The organism is Prevotella sp. AM23-5 (assembly GCF_003473645.1).
Classification (GTDB): Bacteria; Bacteroidota; Bacteroidia; order Bacteroidales; family Bacteroidaceae; genus Prevotella; species Prevotella copri_A.
In genome coordinates, this window is record NZ_QUCG01000042.1 from 13,714 (window position 1) to 31,918 (window position 18,205).

14 protein-coding genes are annotated in these 18,205 nt (G+C 45.4%); 8 read left to right on the plus strand and 6 right to left on the minus strand.

Annotated features, from left to right (window positions below; translation table 11 throughout):
- Nucleotides 1-138 precede the first annotated feature (138 nt).
- The 3 genes from DW657_RS10865 to DW657_RS10875 all read left to right on the plus strand — a co-directional run bounded on the left by DW657_RS10865 (nt 139) and on the right by DW657_RS10875 (nt 6,039).
- Nucleotides 139-3,450 (plus strand): TonB-dependent receptor domain-containing protein, encoded by a 3,312-nt coding sequence (locus DW657_RS10865; protein WP_118312515.1) that lies wholly within the window; start codon nt 139-141, stop codon nt 3,448-3,450.
- A 19-nt stretch (nt 3,451-3,469) separates the two neighbouring features.
- On the plus strand, nt 3,470-5,002 hold the full coding sequence (locus tag DW657_RS10870; protein ID WP_118312516.1) for a BACON domain-containing protein: 1,533 nt from the start codon (nt 3,470-3,472) through the stop codon (nt 5,000-5,002).
- 83 nt (nt 5,003-5,085) lie between these two features.
- Entirely contained in the window at nt 5,086-6,039 is a 954-nt protein-coding gene (locus DW657_RS10875) for a DNA/RNA non-specific endonuclease (protein ID WP_118312517.1), read from the plus strand.
- Between the two features lie 483 nt (nt 6,040-6,522).
- On the opposite strand, the gene DW657_RS10880 is transcribed toward DW657_RS10875, so the two are convergent.
- The 3 genes from DW657_RS10880 to proS all read right to left on the minus strand — a co-directional run bounded on the left by DW657_RS10880 (nt 6,523) and on the right by proS (nt 9,104).
- Nucleotides 6,523-6,915: a hypothetical protein gene (locus tag DW657_RS10880; RefSeq protein WP_118312518.1), complete on the minus strand. Its 393-nt coding sequence runs from the start codon at nt 6,913-6,915 to the stop codon at nt 6,523-6,525.
- A 222-nt stretch (nt 6,916-7,137) separates the two neighbouring features.
- The gene (locus tag DW657_RS10885; protein ID WP_118312519.1) at nt 7,138-7,572 is read right to left on the minus strand and encodes a hypothetical protein; all 435 of its coding nucleotides are present in this window, start codon (nt 7,570-7,572) and stop codon (nt 7,138-7,140) included.
- Between the two features lie 50 nt (nt 7,573-7,622).
- On the minus strand, nt 7,623-9,104 hold the full coding sequence (proS, locus tag DW657_RS10890; protein ID WP_089545090.1) for a proline--tRNA ligase: 1,482 nt from the start codon (nt 9,102-9,104) through the stop codon (nt 7,623-7,625).
- A gap of 250 nt (nt 9,105-9,354) precedes the next feature.
- Between proS and DW657_RS10895 the strand changes: the two genes are divergently transcribed.
- From DW657_RS10895 to DW657_RS10905, 3 genes are all read left to right on the plus strand, one after another.
- Nucleotides 9,355-10,044, plus strand: coding sequence for an OmpA family protein (locus tag DW657_RS10895; RefSeq protein ID WP_118312520.1), 690 nt, complete (start codon nt 9,355-9,357; stop codon nt 10,042-10,044).
- Nucleotides 10,045-10,082: 38 nt separating this feature from the next.
- Nucleotides 10,083-10,817: a monofunctional biosynthetic peptidoglycan transglycosylase gene (gene mtgA, locus DW657_RS10900; protein ID WP_089545088.1), complete on the plus strand. Its 735-nt coding sequence runs from the start codon at nt 10,083-10,085 to the stop codon at nt 10,815-10,817.
- Nucleotides 10,818-11,115: 298 nt separating this feature from the next.
- Nucleotides 11,116-13,569, plus strand: coding sequence for an ATP-dependent helicase (locus tag DW657_RS10905; protein WP_118312521.1), 2,454 nt, complete (start codon nt 11,116-11,118; stop codon nt 13,567-13,569).
- Nucleotides 13,570-13,981: 412 nt separating this feature from the next.
- On the opposite strand, the gene DW657_RS10910 is transcribed toward DW657_RS10905, so the two are convergent.
- The 3 genes from DW657_RS10910 to DW657_RS10920 are packed head-to-tail and all read right to left on the minus strand — an operon-like array spanning nt 13,982 to nt 16,430.
- Nucleotides 13,982-14,113: a dehydrogenase gene (locus tag DW657_RS10910; protein ID WP_118312522.1), complete on the minus strand. Its 132-nt coding sequence runs from the start codon at nt 14,111-14,113 to the stop codon at nt 13,982-13,984.
- Nucleotides 14,114-14,117: 4 nt separating this feature from the next.
- Entirely contained in the window at nt 14,118-15,587 is a 1,470-nt protein-coding gene (locus DW657_RS10915; RefSeq protein ID WP_118312523.1) for a DUF4270 domain-containing protein, read from the minus strand.
- A 30-nt stretch (nt 15,588-15,617) separates the two neighbouring features.
- Complete coding sequence (locus DW657_RS10920; protein WP_118312524.1) at nt 15,618-16,430, minus strand: glycogen/starch synthase; 813 nt, start codon at nt 16,428-16,430, stop codon at nt 15,618-15,620.
- A gap of 172 nt (nt 16,431-16,602) precedes the next feature.
- Between DW657_RS10920 and panC the strand changes: the two genes are divergently transcribed.
- Together panC and panD are read left to right on the plus strand one after the other, a co-directional pair.
- On the plus strand, nt 16,603-17,454 hold the full coding sequence (gene panC, locus DW657_RS10925; protein ID WP_118312525.1) for a pantoate--beta-alanine ligase: 852 nt from the start codon (nt 16,603-16,605) through the stop codon (nt 17,452-17,454).
- 60 nt (nt 17,455-17,514) lie between these two features.
- Nucleotides 17,515-17,859, plus strand: a complete 345-nt coding sequence (gene panD, locus DW657_RS10930; protein ID WP_089545082.1) for an aspartate 1-decarboxylase — start codon at nt 17,515-17,517, stop codon at nt 17,857-17,859.
- Nucleotides 17,860-18,205 lie beyond the last annotated feature (346 nt).

An 18,205-nucleotide genomic window follows, 5' to 3' on the forward strand; every position in this document is an offset into this window, starting at 1 on the left:
AGATTTTTTTTGTGTTATAAAACATCATTTTTAATGCAGATGTAACATTTATATCGATTTTTTTGTTTATATTTGCACTCGAAAACGATCTTTGGGGATCCTTTCCCCGTATTATTAATTAATTTTTATAAAAAAGGTATGCAGAAAAGATTGCATTTATTAATGGCTTTGCTGGCCTTTATGGTTACTACAGCCATGGCACAGATTACTACTTCTGGTTTAAGTGGTTCTGTGACTGCAAGTGGTGAAGACGTGATTGGCGCAACGATTGAGGCCGTTCACGTTCCTTCTGGAACTCGTTACAAAGCTGTAACCAACATTGATGGTATGTTCACTATCAATGGTATGCGTGTCGGCGGTCCTTACGAAGTCAAGATCAGCTACATCGGCTACAAGACTAAGGTCGTAAAGAACGTCACCCTTCAGCTTGGTGAAACCTACAACTTGAAAGAAACTCTTGATGAGGATGCTAAGCAGCTTGGCGAAGTTGTAGTAGTAGCAAAGGGTTCCAAGTTCAGTGTAGAGAAGACTGGTGCTTCTACCAACATCTCTAATGCACAGATTGCTAACATGCCAACTGTTAGCCGTAGCATTACTGATATCACCCGTCTTTCTCCTTATGGTGGAAACGGAATGTCATTCGCAGGTGCTGATGGCCGTACAGCCAACTTCACTGTGGATGGTGCAAACTTCAACAACAACTTCGGCTTGAGCTCAAAGCTTCCTGGTGGTGGTGCTCCTATCTCTCTGGATGCTATCGAGGAAATGCAGGTTGTTATCTCTCCTTATGATGTTCGTCAGACTAACTTCGTAGGTGGTGGTGTCAATGCTATTACCAAGTCTGGTACCAACAACTTCAAGGGTAGCGCTTACGTATATCACAAGAATGAGAACATGCGTGGTGATGCTATCGAGCGTGAGCAGATTTCTGGTGCACGTGAGAAGGATCAGCAGACTACTTGGGGTTTCTCTCTCGGTGGTCCTATCATCAAGAACAAGTTGTTCTTCTTCGCTAACGGTGAAATGGTCAAGACTCCTACAGTGGTAAACCGCTGGAGAGGTTCTGAGAATGGTATCGGTGATGCTGAGAACTATATCTCTCGTACCAAGCTTGCTGATTTGGAGAGAGTTTCTAAGTTCGTTAAGGATAAGTATGGTTACGATACAGGTTCATGGACCAACTTCCCTGCAGACGAGAGCAACTACAAGCTCCTCTTCCGTGTTGACTGGAACATCACAGACAAGCATCACTTGGCTGTACGCTACAACTATACCAAGAACCGTTCTTGGCAGGCTCCTAACGCATCATCTATGGATGGTGGTACACGTGCATCTGGTAGCCGTATGTCTCAGTACTCTATGTCATTTGCCAACAGTATGTATGCCAATGACAATCTCGTGAACTCTTGGACAGTTGACTTGAACAGCCGTTTCACAGATAATCTGTCTAACCAGTTCCTGTTCACATACTCTAAGTTGGATGATAGCCGTTACACTAATTCTTCAGAGTTCCCATTCATCGATATCCTCGATGGCGGACAGAAGAGTGTAGATGGAACTGCTGATGCTGATGGTACCAACAACTATATGGCTTTGGGTTATGAGTTGTTTACCTGGAACAATGCAGTACACAATACTGTATGGAATATCAAAGACGATGTAACTTACTATCTCGGTAAGCACAAGATCATCGCCGGTCTCAACTATGAGCACCAGATGGCTGACAATGCTTATCAGCGTAATGGTTCTGGTTATTATCGTTACAAGAGCCTCGACGACTTCCTGAATGGTGCTGCTCCTCAGATTGTATGTTTGACCTATGGTTATGGTGGTAACAGCAATCCAGCTGCCCGCGTACAGTATAACAAGGCTGGTATCTATGCTCAGGATGAGTGGCAGATGACTCCTCAGTTCAAGTTGACCTATGGTCTTCGTCTGGATGGTCTGTTCTTCAACAATTCTGATTTGATGACTAACAATGCCATCCTCAATCTCGACTACAACGGTCGTCACATCGACTCTGGTAAGTGGCCAAACAGCTCTTTGACAGTTTCTCCTCGTATCGGTTTCGTATATGATGTATTTGGTGACAAGACATTGAAGTTCCGTGGTGGTACTGGTTTCTTCCAGGGCCGTTTGCCATTGGTATTCTTCACCAACTTGCCAACCAACTCTGGTATGGTACAGTATCAGGCAAATATCAATGCTTCATCAACCAATCCTCTTACAGGTGAGAAGAAGACCGATATGAACCAGTTTGCTGGTGGTTTGGTTACTGATAAGGATGGTAAGCCAACCGCTGCTGCTCTCCGTGAAAAGTTGATTTCTATGGGTTATCCAAAGGACATCACTCCAGATGAGGGTACTGTTCCTTCAGCTATCTCTGCTGTAGATAAAAACTTCAAGTTGCCACAGGTATGGAAGACATCTTTCGCTATCGATTATCAGATCCCTGTGTCATTCCCAATGTCTGTTTCTGTTGAAGGTATCTTCAACAAGACATTGAATGCAGCTACATTGACCGACTGGAGCGTACAGGATGCCAAGGGCTTCCCACGTTTCAATGGTGCAGACAACCGCCCTGTATATCCTAAGGGTTCTTCTGTAGGTACTCATGCTTATGTACTTGAGAACACAAGCCGTGGTTACGGTTGGTCATTCTCTGCACAGGTAAATGCTCAGCCATGGGAGTGGTTGAACTTGATGGCTGCCTATACTCATACTGTATCTAAGGAGGTTACATCACTTCCTGGATCTAACGCATCTTCTGTATTGAACTATATCTCTACAGTATATGGTCCTAACAACATCAAGTTGCACAACGGACAGAATGTAACTCCTGATCGTATCATTGCTTCTGCAACGATCCACGACAAGAGCAACAACCACTATAGCTTCATCTATGAGGCATGGCGTGGTGGTTACAACTACTCTTACATGACTGTAAACGATATCAATAATGATGGTTACAACTATGATGCTCTCTACATCCCAACAGACAAGCAGGTAGCTGACAATGAGTTCCGCTTCAAGTCAGAGGATGATAAGACCCGCTTCATGGATTATGTACATGCCAACAGCTACCTGAAGAACCATCAGGGTGAGTATGCAGAGGCTTACAGCCTTTACAACCCTTGGGTACATCGTATCGACTTCAGCTACAAGCACGACTTCAAGTTTGATGTGGCTGGTCACACCAACACTATCCAGTTGAGCTTCGATATGAAGAACGTACTCAACTTCTTCAACTCTAGCTGGGGTGTCATGAAGTACTTGAACCCTGAGATTGGTTCAGATCCACGTATCTTGCGTTACGAGGGTCAGGATGCAGAGGGTTATGCAACCTTCTCTACTCCAAAGTCAATCAATGGTAACACCAAGACTTTCGTAACAAATCACTCTATCGGTCAGTGCTGGTATGCATCAGTGGGTCTCCGTTACATCTTCTAATTAATAAAGTATAGAAATTATGAAATTTAAATATTTTTTCATCGCATTGATTGCCGTTGCAGGCTTCTTTGCAAGTTGTAGCGATGATAAGGACTTAGGTCAGCTTGATGGCATTCAGGTTTCTCAGTCATCTCTCTCTATTCCTGTAGAGGGTGGAAAGGTTGAATTTGATGTTACTTCTGCTGCTGACTGGAAGTTTGTTACCAATGACAAGAAGGGAAATCCTGTGGATTCTATTCCTGCCTGGATTACTTCCTCTTGCACGGGCGGTAACGCTGGTACAACTCATGTTGTCTTCAATGCTGCTGCCACTAAGGGTGCTAACAACAGTACCTTCAAGTTGGTAAGTGGTGCTCTTACTCAGTATATCACTGTGATCCAGGGTGTATTGAATCCTCCATTCTCTACCTGTAAAGAAATCCTGGCTGGTAATGATGGCGAAACCTATAAGGTAAAGGGTACGCTCACCAAGCTTTCTAATACTACATATGGTAACTGGTATATCAATGATGGTACTGGTGAGGTATATGTTTATGGTACACTGGATGCCAATGGTAGTGAGAAGAACTTCGCTAGCTTGAAGCTGGAGGAGGGTGATGAGGTTACTATTCAGGGTCCAAGAGAGACTTACAAGGGTACTCCTCAGTTGAAGAACGTTACCGTTTTGAGCTATACCAAGTCTTTGATCAAGGTTGAAGAACTCGACAAGGATACCTTGGATAAGGCTGGTGAGGACTTCAAGGTTACTTTGACCGTAAAGGGTGAAGGCGTAACTGTTGATATCCCTGAGGCTGATCAGAGCTGGTTGTCTGTTAAGGGTATCGTTACCAGTGGTACAAAGGCTGAGATTACATTCCATGCCAATGCCAATGCAGGTGGTGCTCGTTCTTCTAGCATCAGCTTCACTTCTACCAGAGGTAAGCAGAGCTCTACTGTTACTGCTGTAGCTTATCAGTTGGGTTCTATCATCGAGTGTCCTATTGCTGACTTCAACAAGGCTGAGAAGGGTTCTACCGTTTATCGTCTGACTGGTGTCATTACCAAGGTCGCTAAAGCTCAATATGGTAATTGCTACATCAAGGATGCTACTGGCGAAACATACGTTTACGGTATCGGTTCCAAGGGTGACTTCGAGAAGAAGGGCTTGAAGGTAGGCGATGTTGTAACACTTACTGGTGTGAAGGACATCTATAATGGTACAGGTCAGATGAAGAATGCTACTTTGGAGGCTGTGAAGGTAGTAACCAAGATTTCTGTAGCTGACTTCCTGACTAAGAAAGATGATAAAAACGTATATTATATGTTGGAAGGTACCATCACAGAGTTTGCCGGTCAGAGAAATGATTTGAAGACATACGGTAACTTCGGTTTGACAGATGCTACTGGTTCTGCTTACGTCTATGGCTTGACTGCAGGCTGGGGTGGTGAAGGCAAGAAGGCTGGTGAGCTTGGCTTGAACTTTGGCGATAAGATTACCATCATCGGTTATCATACATCATACAAGAACGCTCCTCAGGTAGGTGGCGCATTCCTCTTCTCTAAGGGAAAGTAATCTGATACGTAAGTTTAATAAATAAGTAAGGTTAAGCGAGAATGTTGCTGGATAGGTGATGTTCTCGCTTTTCAATTGTAGTTATGAAGACAAAATGGATTTATCTTCTTTCCTTGAGTTTCCTCTTGGCTTTCTCTGCGTGCAGTAGCGACGGTGATGACCAGGGCTCTCTGAAAGATTCGAATGCGAATAAGAATGTGGTTTCTGCTTCTGTTCCAACAGAAGCAACAGGGTTGGAATTCCCTAAGATTGTGGCGAATGGAACTTCTAGAAATGTAGTGCTCGTTCGCAGAACGGCTGACTATGGCGTAACCTATTCCACTTACTACGATTTGGATAAGAAGTCGCCAAGATGGTGCTGTTATCAGATCTGCCAGTCTAACAATATGAAAAACTGGAGTAGAAAGCAGTGGGAAGGTGCTACTTGGATGGGCAAGAAATGGAGTGGGGATCCGTTCCAGAAAGCCCCGGATGTAGATGCCGATTGCCAGCCACCGGTTAGCAATGAGTTTAGCAAAAGTGGATATGATCGTGGTCACATCGTGGCTTCTGAGGATAGAGTTTACTGTCAGGATGCCAATGGACAGACATTCTATATGACCAATATGTATCCGCAGATGCATAATTTCAATGCGGGTATCTGGGAAGATATGGAGAAGCTGGTCCGTAATTTCCTTACCTACGATATGAGTACCCAGGCATCTCATGCCAAAGATACGCTTTATGTGTGCAAAGGTGGCACCATCGACTCTTCTGGTCAGATTCTGAATTATACGAAGAATGGTTATATCGTTCCGAAGTATTTCTTCTGTGCGGTTCTTCTGAAGAATGCCAAAGGTTATCAGGCTATCGGTTTCTGGTTCCGCCACAACGCTTATGGTTCATCTGAAACGGTTAAGGGTCATGTGGTCAATATCAGGAAGCTGGAAGAGCTGACAGGACTTGATTTCTTCTGCAATCTTCCGGATGATATTGAGAGAAGTGTAGAAAATGCTTCTTGTGATCCGAATACGGTCAAGGAAAAGTGGGGATTCTAATGATTTAGGAGGGCGTATCATTATTCATCGGATTACGCGGATGAATCGGAACATTCTTGCTTCCCGGATTACGCATGGAATTTAAACGGAAAGCGACCTATGCGGTCGAGGGGCTTAAACCACATGTATAAGGTCACGCAGATTTCGCAGATTTCGCAGATTTTTTCTTCTCCTTCAATTTTTATGTCCCACAGATTTCACAGATTTACACAGATTTGGAGACCTATTCGGTCTTTGGGATGACGCAGATTTTATCGGATGAAAAGAATCTGCGTCATCTGCGTAATCTGCGTGCCTAAAATATGATGTGGTTTAAGCCCCCTCGACCGCATAGGTCGCTTTCCGTTTATAATCCGAGGAAGGTGGTTAAGGGTCCGTTTACTCAGCGTAATCCGATGAATAAAATATCCGATGAAGAAAATCAATAAATAAACGAAAAAGTGGGTGTGTCATAAGGCTATGACGCACCCACTTTAATTCCTATTAGAACAGCTGGGCGAAAGCCTCGGCTGTCTTGCCTGTATAGGTTACCATCTCTGTAACTGGCTGGTAGCCGAAATCCTTGAAGGCAAGGAGCTGGGTGGCTACAAACTGATGGTCGTCAGAGAGGCATGCCTGCAGCTTCATATTACCCATACTGATGGCTGATACCGGGAACTTCTTGATAGAAGATTCTACCTCGTTAGGGGCAGAGTTAAGGATGCTGATGAGCTTCTTGCCATCCTCAGCAGAGTATTCCTTCTCCTTGATCTTGATTGTACTGTTTGTTGGTTTGTAGATCAACTTGATGGTCAACCCCATGAAACCCTTCTTTACCTGTACATCGTCGAGTGCCAATACTTCCGCACCCATATCTAAATGATTAATCTTAGCCATAATCTTATTTTCTTCTTTAAATATATTTATAAATCTGTTTTTTGTAAATAAACGTATGCCATGCATACACCTTATTATATGCCGACTTTTTGCTAGTATGGCTCCATACGCCCTGAAAGGGCAGAAGCTCCTAGCCCAGGGCAACACCCTGGGTATTAACGGGCACAAACCTGTCGCCCTGTAAGGGCAAAAGCTTTACAGGTTATTATATAAAAAGAAGAACTAACAGGTGAGATGCCGCAGGCAAATGACATAATACTTGCTGGCGACATCAAAGTGGATAGGGGCAGTTTCCTGGCGGAAAGGCTCCTTCGCACCTTCTATGACTGATAAAAGGGATGATAAAAAACGGATTCTATGGATTAGCAATCTACTGCTTGCAGATGGGTTGCCATGTATATTGCCACTTGGCAACAAACGCTGTGGACGACTGCTGCATACCCGATAGGCGGCATTGGATGCATCTTCCAGCTGGGCATCCTGCTCTTGCTGGTGAGGTGTAACCTTGGCAAGTCCATCCTTCTTGTGCGCAGCATCAGTAGCTTCTACAGTTAAAGAATCCTGATGGGATAAAGAAATAGAAGCAGCAGATACCTCTCCATAGCCTGAGAAGACCATGGACATCAGAAAAATGATGTAGAGTATCAGCTGCTTCATATTTGATATTGGATGGTGCCGGGAATCTCCCGACACCGTTTTTTTAATAATTAATAGCTTCTTGCGATGATAACGCGAGCTACGGCAGGCTTGCCGCTCACCATATCAACACCTGGAGTCTGCTCGTAAGCGAATGGCACGCAACGGATGGTAGCCTGAGTCTCCTCCTTGATCTTTGCCTCGGTCTCGGCTGTACCGTCCCAGTGGCAGAGGAAGAAACCGCCATTCTTTACACGCTCCTTGAACTCCTCGTAGTTGTCGCACTCATATACGTGAGCATCACGGTAAGCACGAGCCTTCTCGAAGATGTTCTTCTGGATGTCTTCCAGCATATCCTTCACGCGCTCTACGATGCCGTCGAAGCTTACGTTCTCCTTCTCCAAGGTATCACGACGCATGATCTCGATGGTGTTGTTCTCCAAGTCACGGCCACCCATAGCGAGACGAACAGGTACACCCTTCAACTCGTAGTCAGCAAACTTGAAGCCAGGACGCTTAGCTGTGTTGTCATCATACTTCACGCTGATGCCCAACTCGCGGAGCTGGTCGATAACTGGCTGCAGCTTGGCTGTAATCTGAGCCAACTGCTCGTCGCCCTTGTTGATAGGAATGATTACCACCTGGATAGGAGCCAGCTTTGGAGGCAATACCAGACCGTTGTCATCGCTGTGAACCATGATGAGGGCACCCATCAGTCGGGTAGAAACACCCCATGAAGTAGCCCATACATACTCAGGCTTGTTCTCCTTATTCAGATAGGTAACATCAAAGCTCTTGGCGAAGTTCTGACCCAGGAAGTGAGAAGTACCGCTCTGCAGCGCCTTGCCATCCTGCATCATTGCCTCGATGGTATAAGTGTTCAATGCACCGGCGAAGCGCTCTGTCTCACTCTTCACACCCTGCAATACAGGCACACCCATATACTTCTCAGCGAATTCAGCATATACCTTCAGCATCTCCTGAGCCTTTGCTTCTGCCTCTTCCTTGGTAGCATGAGCAGTATGACCCTCCTGCCAGAGGAACTCAGAAGTACGGAGGAATGGACGGGTACGCATCTCCCAACGCATCACGTTACACCACTGGTTGCAGAGGATAGGGAGGTCACGCCATGAATGAATCCAGTTCTTATAGGTGTTCCAGATGATGGTCTCTGAAGTAGGGCGGATGATCAGCTCCTCATCGAGCTTGGCATTAGGATCCACCTCAACCTCTGTTCCATCTTCTGTAGAACGAAGACGATAGTGAGTAACCACAGCACACTCCTTGGCGAAACCTGCCACGTGCTCTGCCTCACGAGAGAAGAAGCTCTTCGGGATGAGGAGAGGGAAGTATGCGTTCTGTACACCTGTCTGCTTAAACATCTTGTCGAGCTGCTGCTGCATCTTCTCCCAGATTGCATAGCCGTATGGTTTGATGATCATACAACCACGAACTGGTGACAACTCTGCGAGGTCAGCCTTTACTACCAAATCATTGTACCACTGACTGTAGTTGTCAGCGCGCTTGGTTAAATTCTTAAGTTCTTTAGCCATATTACTAATTATATATTTTGTTTTTAAATTCTGCTTGATATTTTGAGCGTGAAAACACGATGTATCTTGAGCGTGAAAACACGGCCAATAGGGAATTTCCGCCCCGAAATAGGCGATTTCCTTTCGCCATTTGGACAAATACCCTTAAATTTGCATGCAAAATTACAAAAAAATATTAGAAAACCCTCCATATTGGGGAAAAAAGACGTATCTTTGCATTTAAATAACATAAATATAGGAGAATTATAGTATGAAAAAGATGAAATTTACTGCTGCAGCGCTCTCAATGCTGCTCGTTTTGGGAAGTTGTGGAACTAGTCAGAAGACTGGTACTGCTGCTGGTGCAGGTGCTGGTGCTGCTCTTGGTGCTTTGGTTGGTGGTTTGCTCAATAACAGCCATCGTGGTACAGGTGCAGTGGTAGGTGCTGCTATCGGTGCTGCTGTTGGTGGTACAGCGGGTAACTTGATTGGAAAGCACATGGATAAGGTAAAGGCTGAGGCAGAGGCTGTGAAGAATGCGCAGGTTTCTACCGTTACAGATGCCAATGGTTTGACAGCTGTCAAGGTAACCTTCGATTCTGGTATCCTCTTCCAGACCAACAAATATACGCTCAATGCAAGCGCTAAGAACGACTTGGCTCAGTTTGCCCAGGTTTTGAAGAACAATGCCGACTGCGAGGTTGCTATCCAGGGTTACACCGATGCTACAGGTAATGATGGCATCAACTTGCCTTTGAGCCAGAATCGTGCCAATGCCGTTTCTACCTACTTGAAGTCATGCGGTGTTACCAGCAGTCAGATCAAGAGCGTAGAGGGTTTGGGTTCAGCTAATCCTGTGGTCAATACTACAGCAGCCTGCGCTCAGAACCGTCGTGTAGAGGTTTACATGTATGCTAGCCAGGCAATGGTGAATGCTGCTAACAATGGTACATTGAAGTAAAAACGAATGAGGTTCCCGATAAGGGAAAAAGAAGATAGATGGTTCTAAAAAAGATCAGAAATATCGTAAGATGGGTGGTGGTGCTGTTTTTCAGTACCACCATTCTTGCTGTAGTAGCCTACCGTTTTATTCCGGTATATGTTACTCCGTTGATGATTATCCGCTGTTTTCAGCAAGTGGCTGATGGTGAAAGTATTACCTTGCATCATCATTGGGTTTCGATGGATAAGATTTCCCCTCACATGCCTGTGGCGGTGATGGCGAGCGAGGATGCCCGATTCCTCAAGCATCATGGCTTCGACTTCAATGCCATCGAGAGTGCTGCCAAGAATAATGCCCGTGGCGGTAAGGTGCATGGTGCCAGTACCATCAGTCAGCAGACCGCCAAAAACGTATTCCTCTGGCCGGGCCGTTCCTGGACCCGCAAGGGATTTGAGGTGTATTTCACCTTTCTCATTGAAATGATGTGGAGCAAGCAGCGCATCATGGAGGTCTATCTCAACAGTATCGAGATGGGACCGGGTATCTATGGTGTCGATGCGGTGGCTGAGTATCATTTCAACAAGAAAGCGCAGGATCTCTTCCGTGGCGAGTGTGCCCTGATAGCTGCTACGCTGCCTAATCCTAGAAAGTTCAGCTCCCTGTATCCGAGCGCTTATATGAAGAAGCGCCAGCGACAGATTGAACATCAGATGAAATTCATCCCTTCGTTCCCTCGTGAGGGTGAAGACTACGACCCAAGCACGGCTGTAGGAGGATATAGGGGGAAGTGATGGTTTGTTAACAGTTTACTGAAGTTTCGCATGTGGTTCAAGTACGGGCTGAAGGCCCAAAAGCTCCTAGCCCAGGGCATCGCCCTGGGTATAATGGCAATCAGCAAGGCGCCCTGTAAGGGCAAAAGCTTTGTATATTGCCAGGGATTTGAAAGCTTTTGCCCTTACAGGGCGACAGTTTTGTGTCCATAAACACCCAGGGCGATGCCCTGGGCTAGGAGCTTCTGCCCTTTCAGGGCGTGTGGGGCTTACTTGCGAAACTTGAGTAGTTTATAGTTTTTCCTGCAAATATTGATAAATGGATTTATTGAACGACTTGAATGATGCGCAGCGTGCTGCGGTAGAGTATATTGACGGACCTTCGCTGGTGATTGCCGGTGCAGGTTCGGGCAAAACGCGTGTGCTTACCTATAAGATTGCTTATCTCCTAGCTAAAGGCAAAGATTTATATTCCTTATTGGTGCTTACTTTTACAAATAAAGCAGCAAAAGAAATGGTTGAACGTATTCGTAAAATGTTTGGTGAAACATTTTATATAAGGCAGAAATATATGGGTACTTTTCATAGTGTCTTTGCTAGAATTTTGCATGTAGAATCCGATAAAATCGGTTTTCCTTCTGATTTTACGATTTATGATGAAGCTGATTCTCGGTCTTTACTGAAGTCTATTATAAAAGAGATGGATATGAATGAAAAAGTATATAAGCCTGCTGCTGTACATGCAAGAATTTCTATGGCCAAGAATCATCTGATAAGTGTGGATTCGTATGAAAGCGATTCTGATATTATAAATCAGGATAAACGGGCAAAAATGCCAGAAATAGCAAAGATCTATCGTGAATACGTACAACGTTGTAGATTAGCTAATGCGATGGATTTTGATGATCTGTTAGTTTATACTTATCGTCTTTTCATAGAAAGGAAAGATGTTTTGGAGAAGTACGGAAATCTTTTTAAGTACATAATGGTAGATGAGTATCAGGACACAAATTATGTTCAAAAAAAGATACTTTCTTTGCTATACAATGCTATGCAAGAAAAGGCTATTTGTGCAGTCGGAGATGATTCTCAAAGTATTTATAGTTTTAGAGGAGCTGATATTGATAATATATTGTCTTTTACCAAAGATTTTCCATCGCAAGATGGTAAGAAGGCTAAACTCTTTAAGCTGGAACAGAACTACCGATCTACTCAAACTATCGTGGAGGCAGCCAACAGTCTGATTCATCATAACCGCAATCAGATTCAGAAAGAGGTGTTCAGCAAAAATGATAAAGGAGAGAAGATTCTGTATAAGCCTGCCTACAGCGACAAGGAGGAGGCACTGATTGTGGCGAAGAATATCCAGCGCATCAAGCGGCAGGATGATTGCGGATACGATCAATTTGCCATTCTCTATCGTACCAATGCCCAGAGCCGCAGCTTCGAGGAGGAATTCAGAAAGCAGGGTATCCCATATCGTATTTATGGTGGATTGAGTTTCTATCAGCGTAAGGAAATCAAGGATATCATCGCCTATTTCCGTCTCGTTGCCAACCCTGACGATGAGGAGGCTTTCAAGCGTATCATCAATTATCCGGCTCGTGGCATCGGTGCTACTACCGTGATGAAAATTGCCGATTGTGCCCATCAGAACCAGGTGAGTTTCTGGGAGGTAATAGGTAATGTGGAGCATTACGGACTGAATGTCAACAAGGGTACGCAGACGAAGCTCGAGAATTTCCGCCTGCTCATCTCTTCGTTCATTGACCGTTCGCATACCCTGGATGTCTATGAACTGGGTGATGCCATCATCAGGGAGAGTAGAATCAGCGAGGATATCATGTCGGGCAAGAATGCCGATGACCTGGCTCGCCAGGAAAACCTGGAGGAGTTTCTGAGTGGTATGCAGACCTTCGTGGCTGGACGCCAGGAAGAGGGACGAATGGATGAAGCCTATCTTACTGATTATCTGCAGGATGTGGCGCTGCTGACGGATGCGGATAGTGAGGGAGAGAAGGATGAACCGAGAGTTTCGCTCATGACGGTTCATGCGGCGAAGGGTCTGGAGTTTGCTACTGTTTTCGTAGTAGGTTTGGAGGAGAATATCTTCCCGAGTCCGCTTGCTGCAGTTTCTGTCAGGGAACTGGAAGAGGAGCGTCGTCTGCTCTATGTTGCGATTACCCGTGCCGAGAAGCATTGCATCCTGACCAATGCCAAGAACCGTTTCCGATATGGCAAGATGGAATTTGATAATCCGAGCCGCTTCATCGATGAGATTGATGCCAGTCTGATAGAGGGAGGCGAAGAGACTCCTGAATCTTCATTCGGTGGGGGAAGAAATTCGTATGGTGGCTATGGTTCAAGTAGTAGATATGGTTCTGAAGGTGGTTATGGTGGAAGAATGCCATGGGATAGAGACCGGTCAGGCTATAGACGTGATTATCAAAACTCTAAGCCTGTAGCTTCGCAGTTCATGGCTGATCCTAAACCAGGATTTAAATCTGTAAGAGCTGTGAATGCAGTACATAGAATCATGAGTGATACCGCTAGTTCTTCATCCGTAGCATCTTCTGGTTCTTCTGTTTCTAATGCGTCCTCAGCTGCAGGTTCTCTCAGCGAGGGCTGTAGAATCGAGCATCAGCGTTTTGGAATAGGAACGGTATTGAAGATAGAAGGTACCGGAGAGAACACGAAGGCTACCGTAGAGTTCCTGAATGCAGGAACCAAGCAGTTGCTTCTGAAGTTTGCCAAGTTCACCATTCTCTCATAGAAAAATTTTTGTTCATTGTTTTTTTGTTCATCGAGTTTTATTCATCGGATTTCGCGGAGAAAACGGAACATTCTTGCTCCCCGGATTATGCACGGAATTTAAACGGAAAACGACCTATGCGGTCGAGGGGCTTAAACCACATGTATAAGGTCACGCAGATTTCGCAGATGACGCAGATTTATCGGATGAAAGAATCTGCGTCATCTGCGCAATCTGCGTGCCTAAAATATGATGTGGTTTACGCCCCTCGACCGCATAGGTCGCTTTCCGTCTAAAATTCCGTGCGTAATCCGAGGAAGGCGGTTAAGGCTCCGTTTACTCAGCGTAATCCGATGAAGAAAACTCGATGAATAAACGAAAAAGAGGGTGTGTCATAAACCATGACACACCCTCTTTTGAAATATAGAATCTTTTATAAAGCTTCATCATCAGGACGCTTGATAGCAGGCTTCTTGATTTTTGGAAGATGCTTCTTGCGTCGCAGCCAGGCAGCCTTGCGCTGCTCGTAATCTTCGCGGTGGCGTTCAAGGAAATTATCTGCCATGAATTTATTCCTTGAACTTACTGTAGATTACCTTAATCTGAACAGGACCTGTAGCCACCCGCTTGCCGTCCTTGGTGGTGTAATCCTTGTCAGGATCATCCGTCGCCTTGATCAGTCGGGTAGAGGTGAGCTGCATGTCGTGATTGATCTTGGTAATCACGGTAGCATTGTTCTGTGTACTTGTGGTCAAGGTCACAGGTACCAGCACCACCTTGTTCCAGTTTTCACTCTTGCCCTTGTTCTTGTACATCACCGTAACCAGGTTACTGATGTTATAGAAGGTATAGGCATTCTTCACGCCTGTAGAGTTCTTGTTGTAAGAAGCCGTATAGGAGGTGCGGTTGTCTGTCAGCTTGTTCTTCTCGAAGAAGGCATCCAGACTGTCTTTCTGTACCATCAGGATAGTAGAAGGAACGCTGAACTGATAGTCGTTGTTGTTATCTACATTGTTCATTCTCGGGAAAGAGATGGTAGCTGTATTCAGCGTATCCTTCTCATGGCCCTTCATGATATCCTCTACTGGCAGCGTTACTTCTGTGAAGATGCCGGCTGGTGACTTCAGGTAGGTGCAGCTCTCATCCTTTGCCAGATTAGCCAAAGTCTTGCTGTCGTTGGTAATCTTGTTGAGCTGCAGCACCTCTTCTGTACCGTCAAAGCGGTTGAAGGCGAGACCTGTTACGATACTGTCGTTGCCCGCAGAGTTCTTCACCGTCTTCTGAATCTTGTAGTAGAACTGCAACTCGGTATTCCAGATGTTGGCTACGTTTCCGATACCGCCCGCGTTCTTGACATAGAAACCTGGACAAACCTTGTTGAGGAAATCCCAGTTGGTCTTGAAGTACTCAGGGTGATCCACGAAGGTATTCATCACGTAAGAACCGTAGTTCTTGTAGGTCTTGCCATCCTTTGCCTTATATGGCTTGTTCAGATAGATCTTGAAAGCCATCGTCGTGCTGTTCAGGTTATAGGTGGTGCTCGACTTATAGTTGTTCTCGCTCACCCAGTTGTCCTTGAAGGCATCATAGTCTGAGTAATACTCCTGATCCTCGCTCATCGGCTTGCTCATTTCGTAGGCAGTAGCCTTCATCGGTGCGAGGGTATCACCGTATGTAGTCTTGTATGATACCAGGAGATAGCATGAGTCTGCCTCGATCTTGCCATCGTGTGCATTGCGGATGTACTCCAAAGTGTCCAGACTGAATGATGACAGTACGCCAAACTGGGTCATATAGTCGCCAGCTACGTAGGTACCGGTCTCAGGATCCTTCACATTACCGATCATACCCGTATTGTTTCGGCTCAGAACCGGGCCGGAAACGATGGAGCGTGAGGTGACGTTGAACACCTGGTCTTTGATAGAGATGTTATCAACGTCGTTGGTGATCGACGATCCGATGTTGTCGGTGGTGTCATCACATGCAGCAATAGTCATCGCTGCTATAAATAACGCTGTAAATAGTCTTAAAATCTTCATTATCCTTGAAATGTGTCTAATTTCTGAAGCTTACTCCTCGTCAGGGCATACTTCGTTGATGAATGTCTTGTAGGCATCCGCAAAGTCATCGCCAGGATAAGCGAGGGTTGGCTTGCTCTTCTCATTGGCATAATCCAAGAGAGTTCTGTTTGCCAGGCTTTCGCCTTCAATCACGCCGTCGCTGTAGTCGATGGCCATCTTGCCCAACTCGATGAAGTCGAAGTCCTCCTTGTAGTCAGAGAGCAGTTCCGACTTGGCATCACGGAACTCCACGCAACGCTTGAAGTGTGTGCCGAGTTCGCCCTTCAGCTCGTTGGTATAGAGTGAGATGATCACCTTTGAGTTGGCGAAGGAAGGCTCCTCAGCGTATGCCGTCTTGATATAGAAAGGAACCACAGCGCTTACCCAGCCCTGACATACGATGACGTCTGGCTGCCAGCGAAGCTTCTTCACGGTTTCCAGTACGCCGCGTGCGAAGAAGATGGCGCGCTCCCCATTATCTTTATATTCCACACCCTGCTCGTCGGCTGCCATCTGGCGGCGGGTGAAGTAATCGTCGTTATCAATGAAATAGATTTGTTGACGTGTTGTTGGTATAGATGCAACCTTGATGATCAGCGGATGGTCTGTATCATCGATGATAAGGTTCATACCAGACAGGCGAATCACCTCGTGCAGCTGGCCGCGACGCTCATTGATGGTGCCCCATTTAGGCATAAAGGTGCGAATCTCAAAACCTGCTTCCTGCATTTTCTGAGGTAATTCGCGTCCCATGATAGACATGTGGGTCTCGGCTACGTATGGGTCGATCTCCTGATTGATAAATAATACTTTCTTTGCCATAAATTTAATTATTATTCTTACGAATTAGGTGCAAAGGTACAAAAAAAACTCCAAAAAAGCGTATTTTTCTTCTGAAATTCAATAATTTCGGCAATAATTCGCATATTTTTAGGTTTTTTCTTTCTTATTTGAGAAAAAAGTTGTTATTTTGCACCCGAAAACAGATAAGAAGATGAAAGTAATCAATAAGATTGTTGACCTCCAGAACGAACTTTTCGATCGTCGCAAGGAGGGAAAGGAAATCGGCCTTGTGCCAACTATGGGTGCGCTTCATGAGGGTCATGCCTCTCTGGTAAAGCGCAGTGTTGAGGAAAACGGTGTTACGGTAGTTTCCGTTTTCTTGAATCCTACTCAGTTTAATGACAAGGGTGACCTGGAGCGTTATCCACGTACACTCGATGCTGACTGCAAGCTCCTCGAGGCTTGTGGCGCTGACTATGTGTTTGCTCCTTCTGTAGAGGAGATGTATCCTACACCGGATACCCGCCACTTCGAGTTCCCTCCGGTAAGTACCGTGATGGAGGGTGCCAAGCGTCCGGGCCACTTCAATGGTGTATGCCAGGTAGTTAGTCGCCTGTTCTATATCGTTTGTCCTACCCGTGCTTATTTCGGAGAAAAAGACTGGCAGCAGATTGCTGTCATCAAGCAGCTCGTGAAGTACATCAACAGTGATGTGCAGATTGTGGAGTGTCCTATCGTCCGTGATGAGGATGGCTTGGCTAAGAGCAGCCGCAATACATTGCTCTCTGCTGATGAGCGTGCCATCGCACCGAATATCTACAAGGCTCTGAAGGCGAGCGTAGAGTTTGCCAAGAACCATACCGTGCAGGAAACTCACGACAAGGTGGTGAGCGACATCAATGCCGTGGATGGTCTGGAGGTGGAGTATTTCCAGATTGTGGATGGCGACAGCCTGCAGGATGTGGCATCATGGGAGGATAGCGCCTACGTGGTAGGTTGCATCACCGTATATTGCGGCAAGACTCCTATCCGTCTCATCGACCATATCAAGTATAAAGGATAATTCCTCTATAGATTTCTTTATTAAGTTTAATCCGTAATAGATAAAAGTAATAACAGAACAATGCAGATTGAAGTATTGAAGAGTAAGCTCCATTGTGTGACAGTAACTGAGGCTAACCTGAATTACATGGGTAGCATCACGATAGATGAGGATCTGATGGACGCAGCTAACCTGATAGCAGGAGAGAAGGTGCAGATTGTGGATAACAATAATGGCGAGCGCCTGGAGACCTATATCATCAAGGGTGAGCGTGGCAGCGGTTGCATCTGTCTGAATGGTGCGGCAGCCCGCAAGGTGCAGGTCGGTGATACCGTCATTATCATCGCCTATGCCCTGATGGACTTTGAGGAGGCTAAGACCTTCAAGCCTACCGTGGTTTTCCCTAAAGAGGGAAACAGGGTTTAATATTCAATGGAAACAAAAGAAAGGGTGTGTCATGGACTTATGGCACACCCTTTCTTTTGTCTTTATTTGGCGGATTTGCAATCCGCTTTATCCGTCTTCACGATGATGTCGGTGTTACACCTTTTATATAAAGAGGAGAAAAAACAGGGGCAGGATAAAATGAACCAGTTTGAACCAATTTTCAGAATCTCTACGTAAGAGATACGGAAAAACGGAGAACTTCCGTTCAATCAGATACTTATCAGATTTCGTCCAAAATCATCTCAAAAAATGTTGATTTTTGCAGAACAACATTAAAAAATTAACAAGCATAATTTGCTTATTTACAATAAAATTCGTATTTTTG

Excerpts from the sequence above, each read along its gene's own strand:
- DW657_RS10865 (WP_118312515.1), top strand. The coding sequence starts at position 139 with ATGCAGAAAAGATTGCATTTATTAATGGCTTTGCTGGCCTTTATGGTT.
- DW657_RS10870 (WP_118312516.1), top strand. The coding sequence starts at position 3,470 with ATGAAATTTAAATATTTTTTCATCGCATTGATTGCCGTTGCAGGCTTC.
- DW657_RS10875 (WP_118312517.1), top strand. The coding sequence starts at position 5,086 with ATGAAGACAAAATGGATTTATCTTCTTTCCTTGAGTTTCCTCTTGGCT.
- DW657_RS10880 (WP_118312518.1), bottom strand. The coding sequence starts at position 6,915 with ATGGCTAAGATTAATCATTTAGATATGGGTGCGGAAGTATTGGCACTC.
- DW657_RS10885 (WP_118312519.1), bottom strand. The coding sequence starts at position 7,572 with ATGAAGCAGCTGATACTCTACATCATTTTTCTGATGTCCATGGTCTTC.
- proS (WP_089545090.1), bottom strand. The coding sequence starts at position 9,104 with ATGGCTAAAGAACTTAAGAATTTAACCAAGCGCGCTGACAACTACAGT.
- DW657_RS10895 (WP_118312520.1), top strand. The coding sequence starts at position 9,355 with ATGAAAAAGATGAAATTTACTGCTGCAGCGCTCTCAATGCTGCTCGTT.
- mtgA (WP_089545088.1), top strand. The coding sequence starts at position 10,083 with ATGGTTCTAAAAAAGATCAGAAATATCGTAAGATGGGTGGTGGTGCTG.
- DW657_RS10905 (WP_118312521.1), top strand. The coding sequence starts at position 11,116 with ATGGATTTATTGAACGACTTGAATGATGCGCAGCGTGCTGCGGTAGAG.
- DW657_RS10910 (WP_118312522.1), bottom strand. The coding sequence starts at position 14,113 with ATGGCAGATAATTTCCTTGAACGCCACCGCGAAGATTACGAGCAGCGC.
- DW657_RS10915 (WP_118312523.1), bottom strand. The coding sequence starts at position 15,587 with ATGAAGATTTTAAGACTATTTACAGCGTTATTTATAGCAGCGATGACT.
- DW657_RS10920 (WP_118312524.1), bottom strand. The coding sequence starts at position 16,430 with ATGGCAAAGAAAGTATTATTTATCAATCAGGAGATCGACCCATACGTA.
- panC (WP_118312525.1), top strand. The coding sequence starts at position 16,603 with ATGAAAGTAATCAATAAGATTGTTGACCTCCAGAACGAACTTTTCGAT.
- panD (WP_089545082.1), top strand. The coding sequence starts at position 17,515 with ATGCAGATTGAAGTATTGAAGAGTAAGCTCCATTGTGTGACAGTAACT.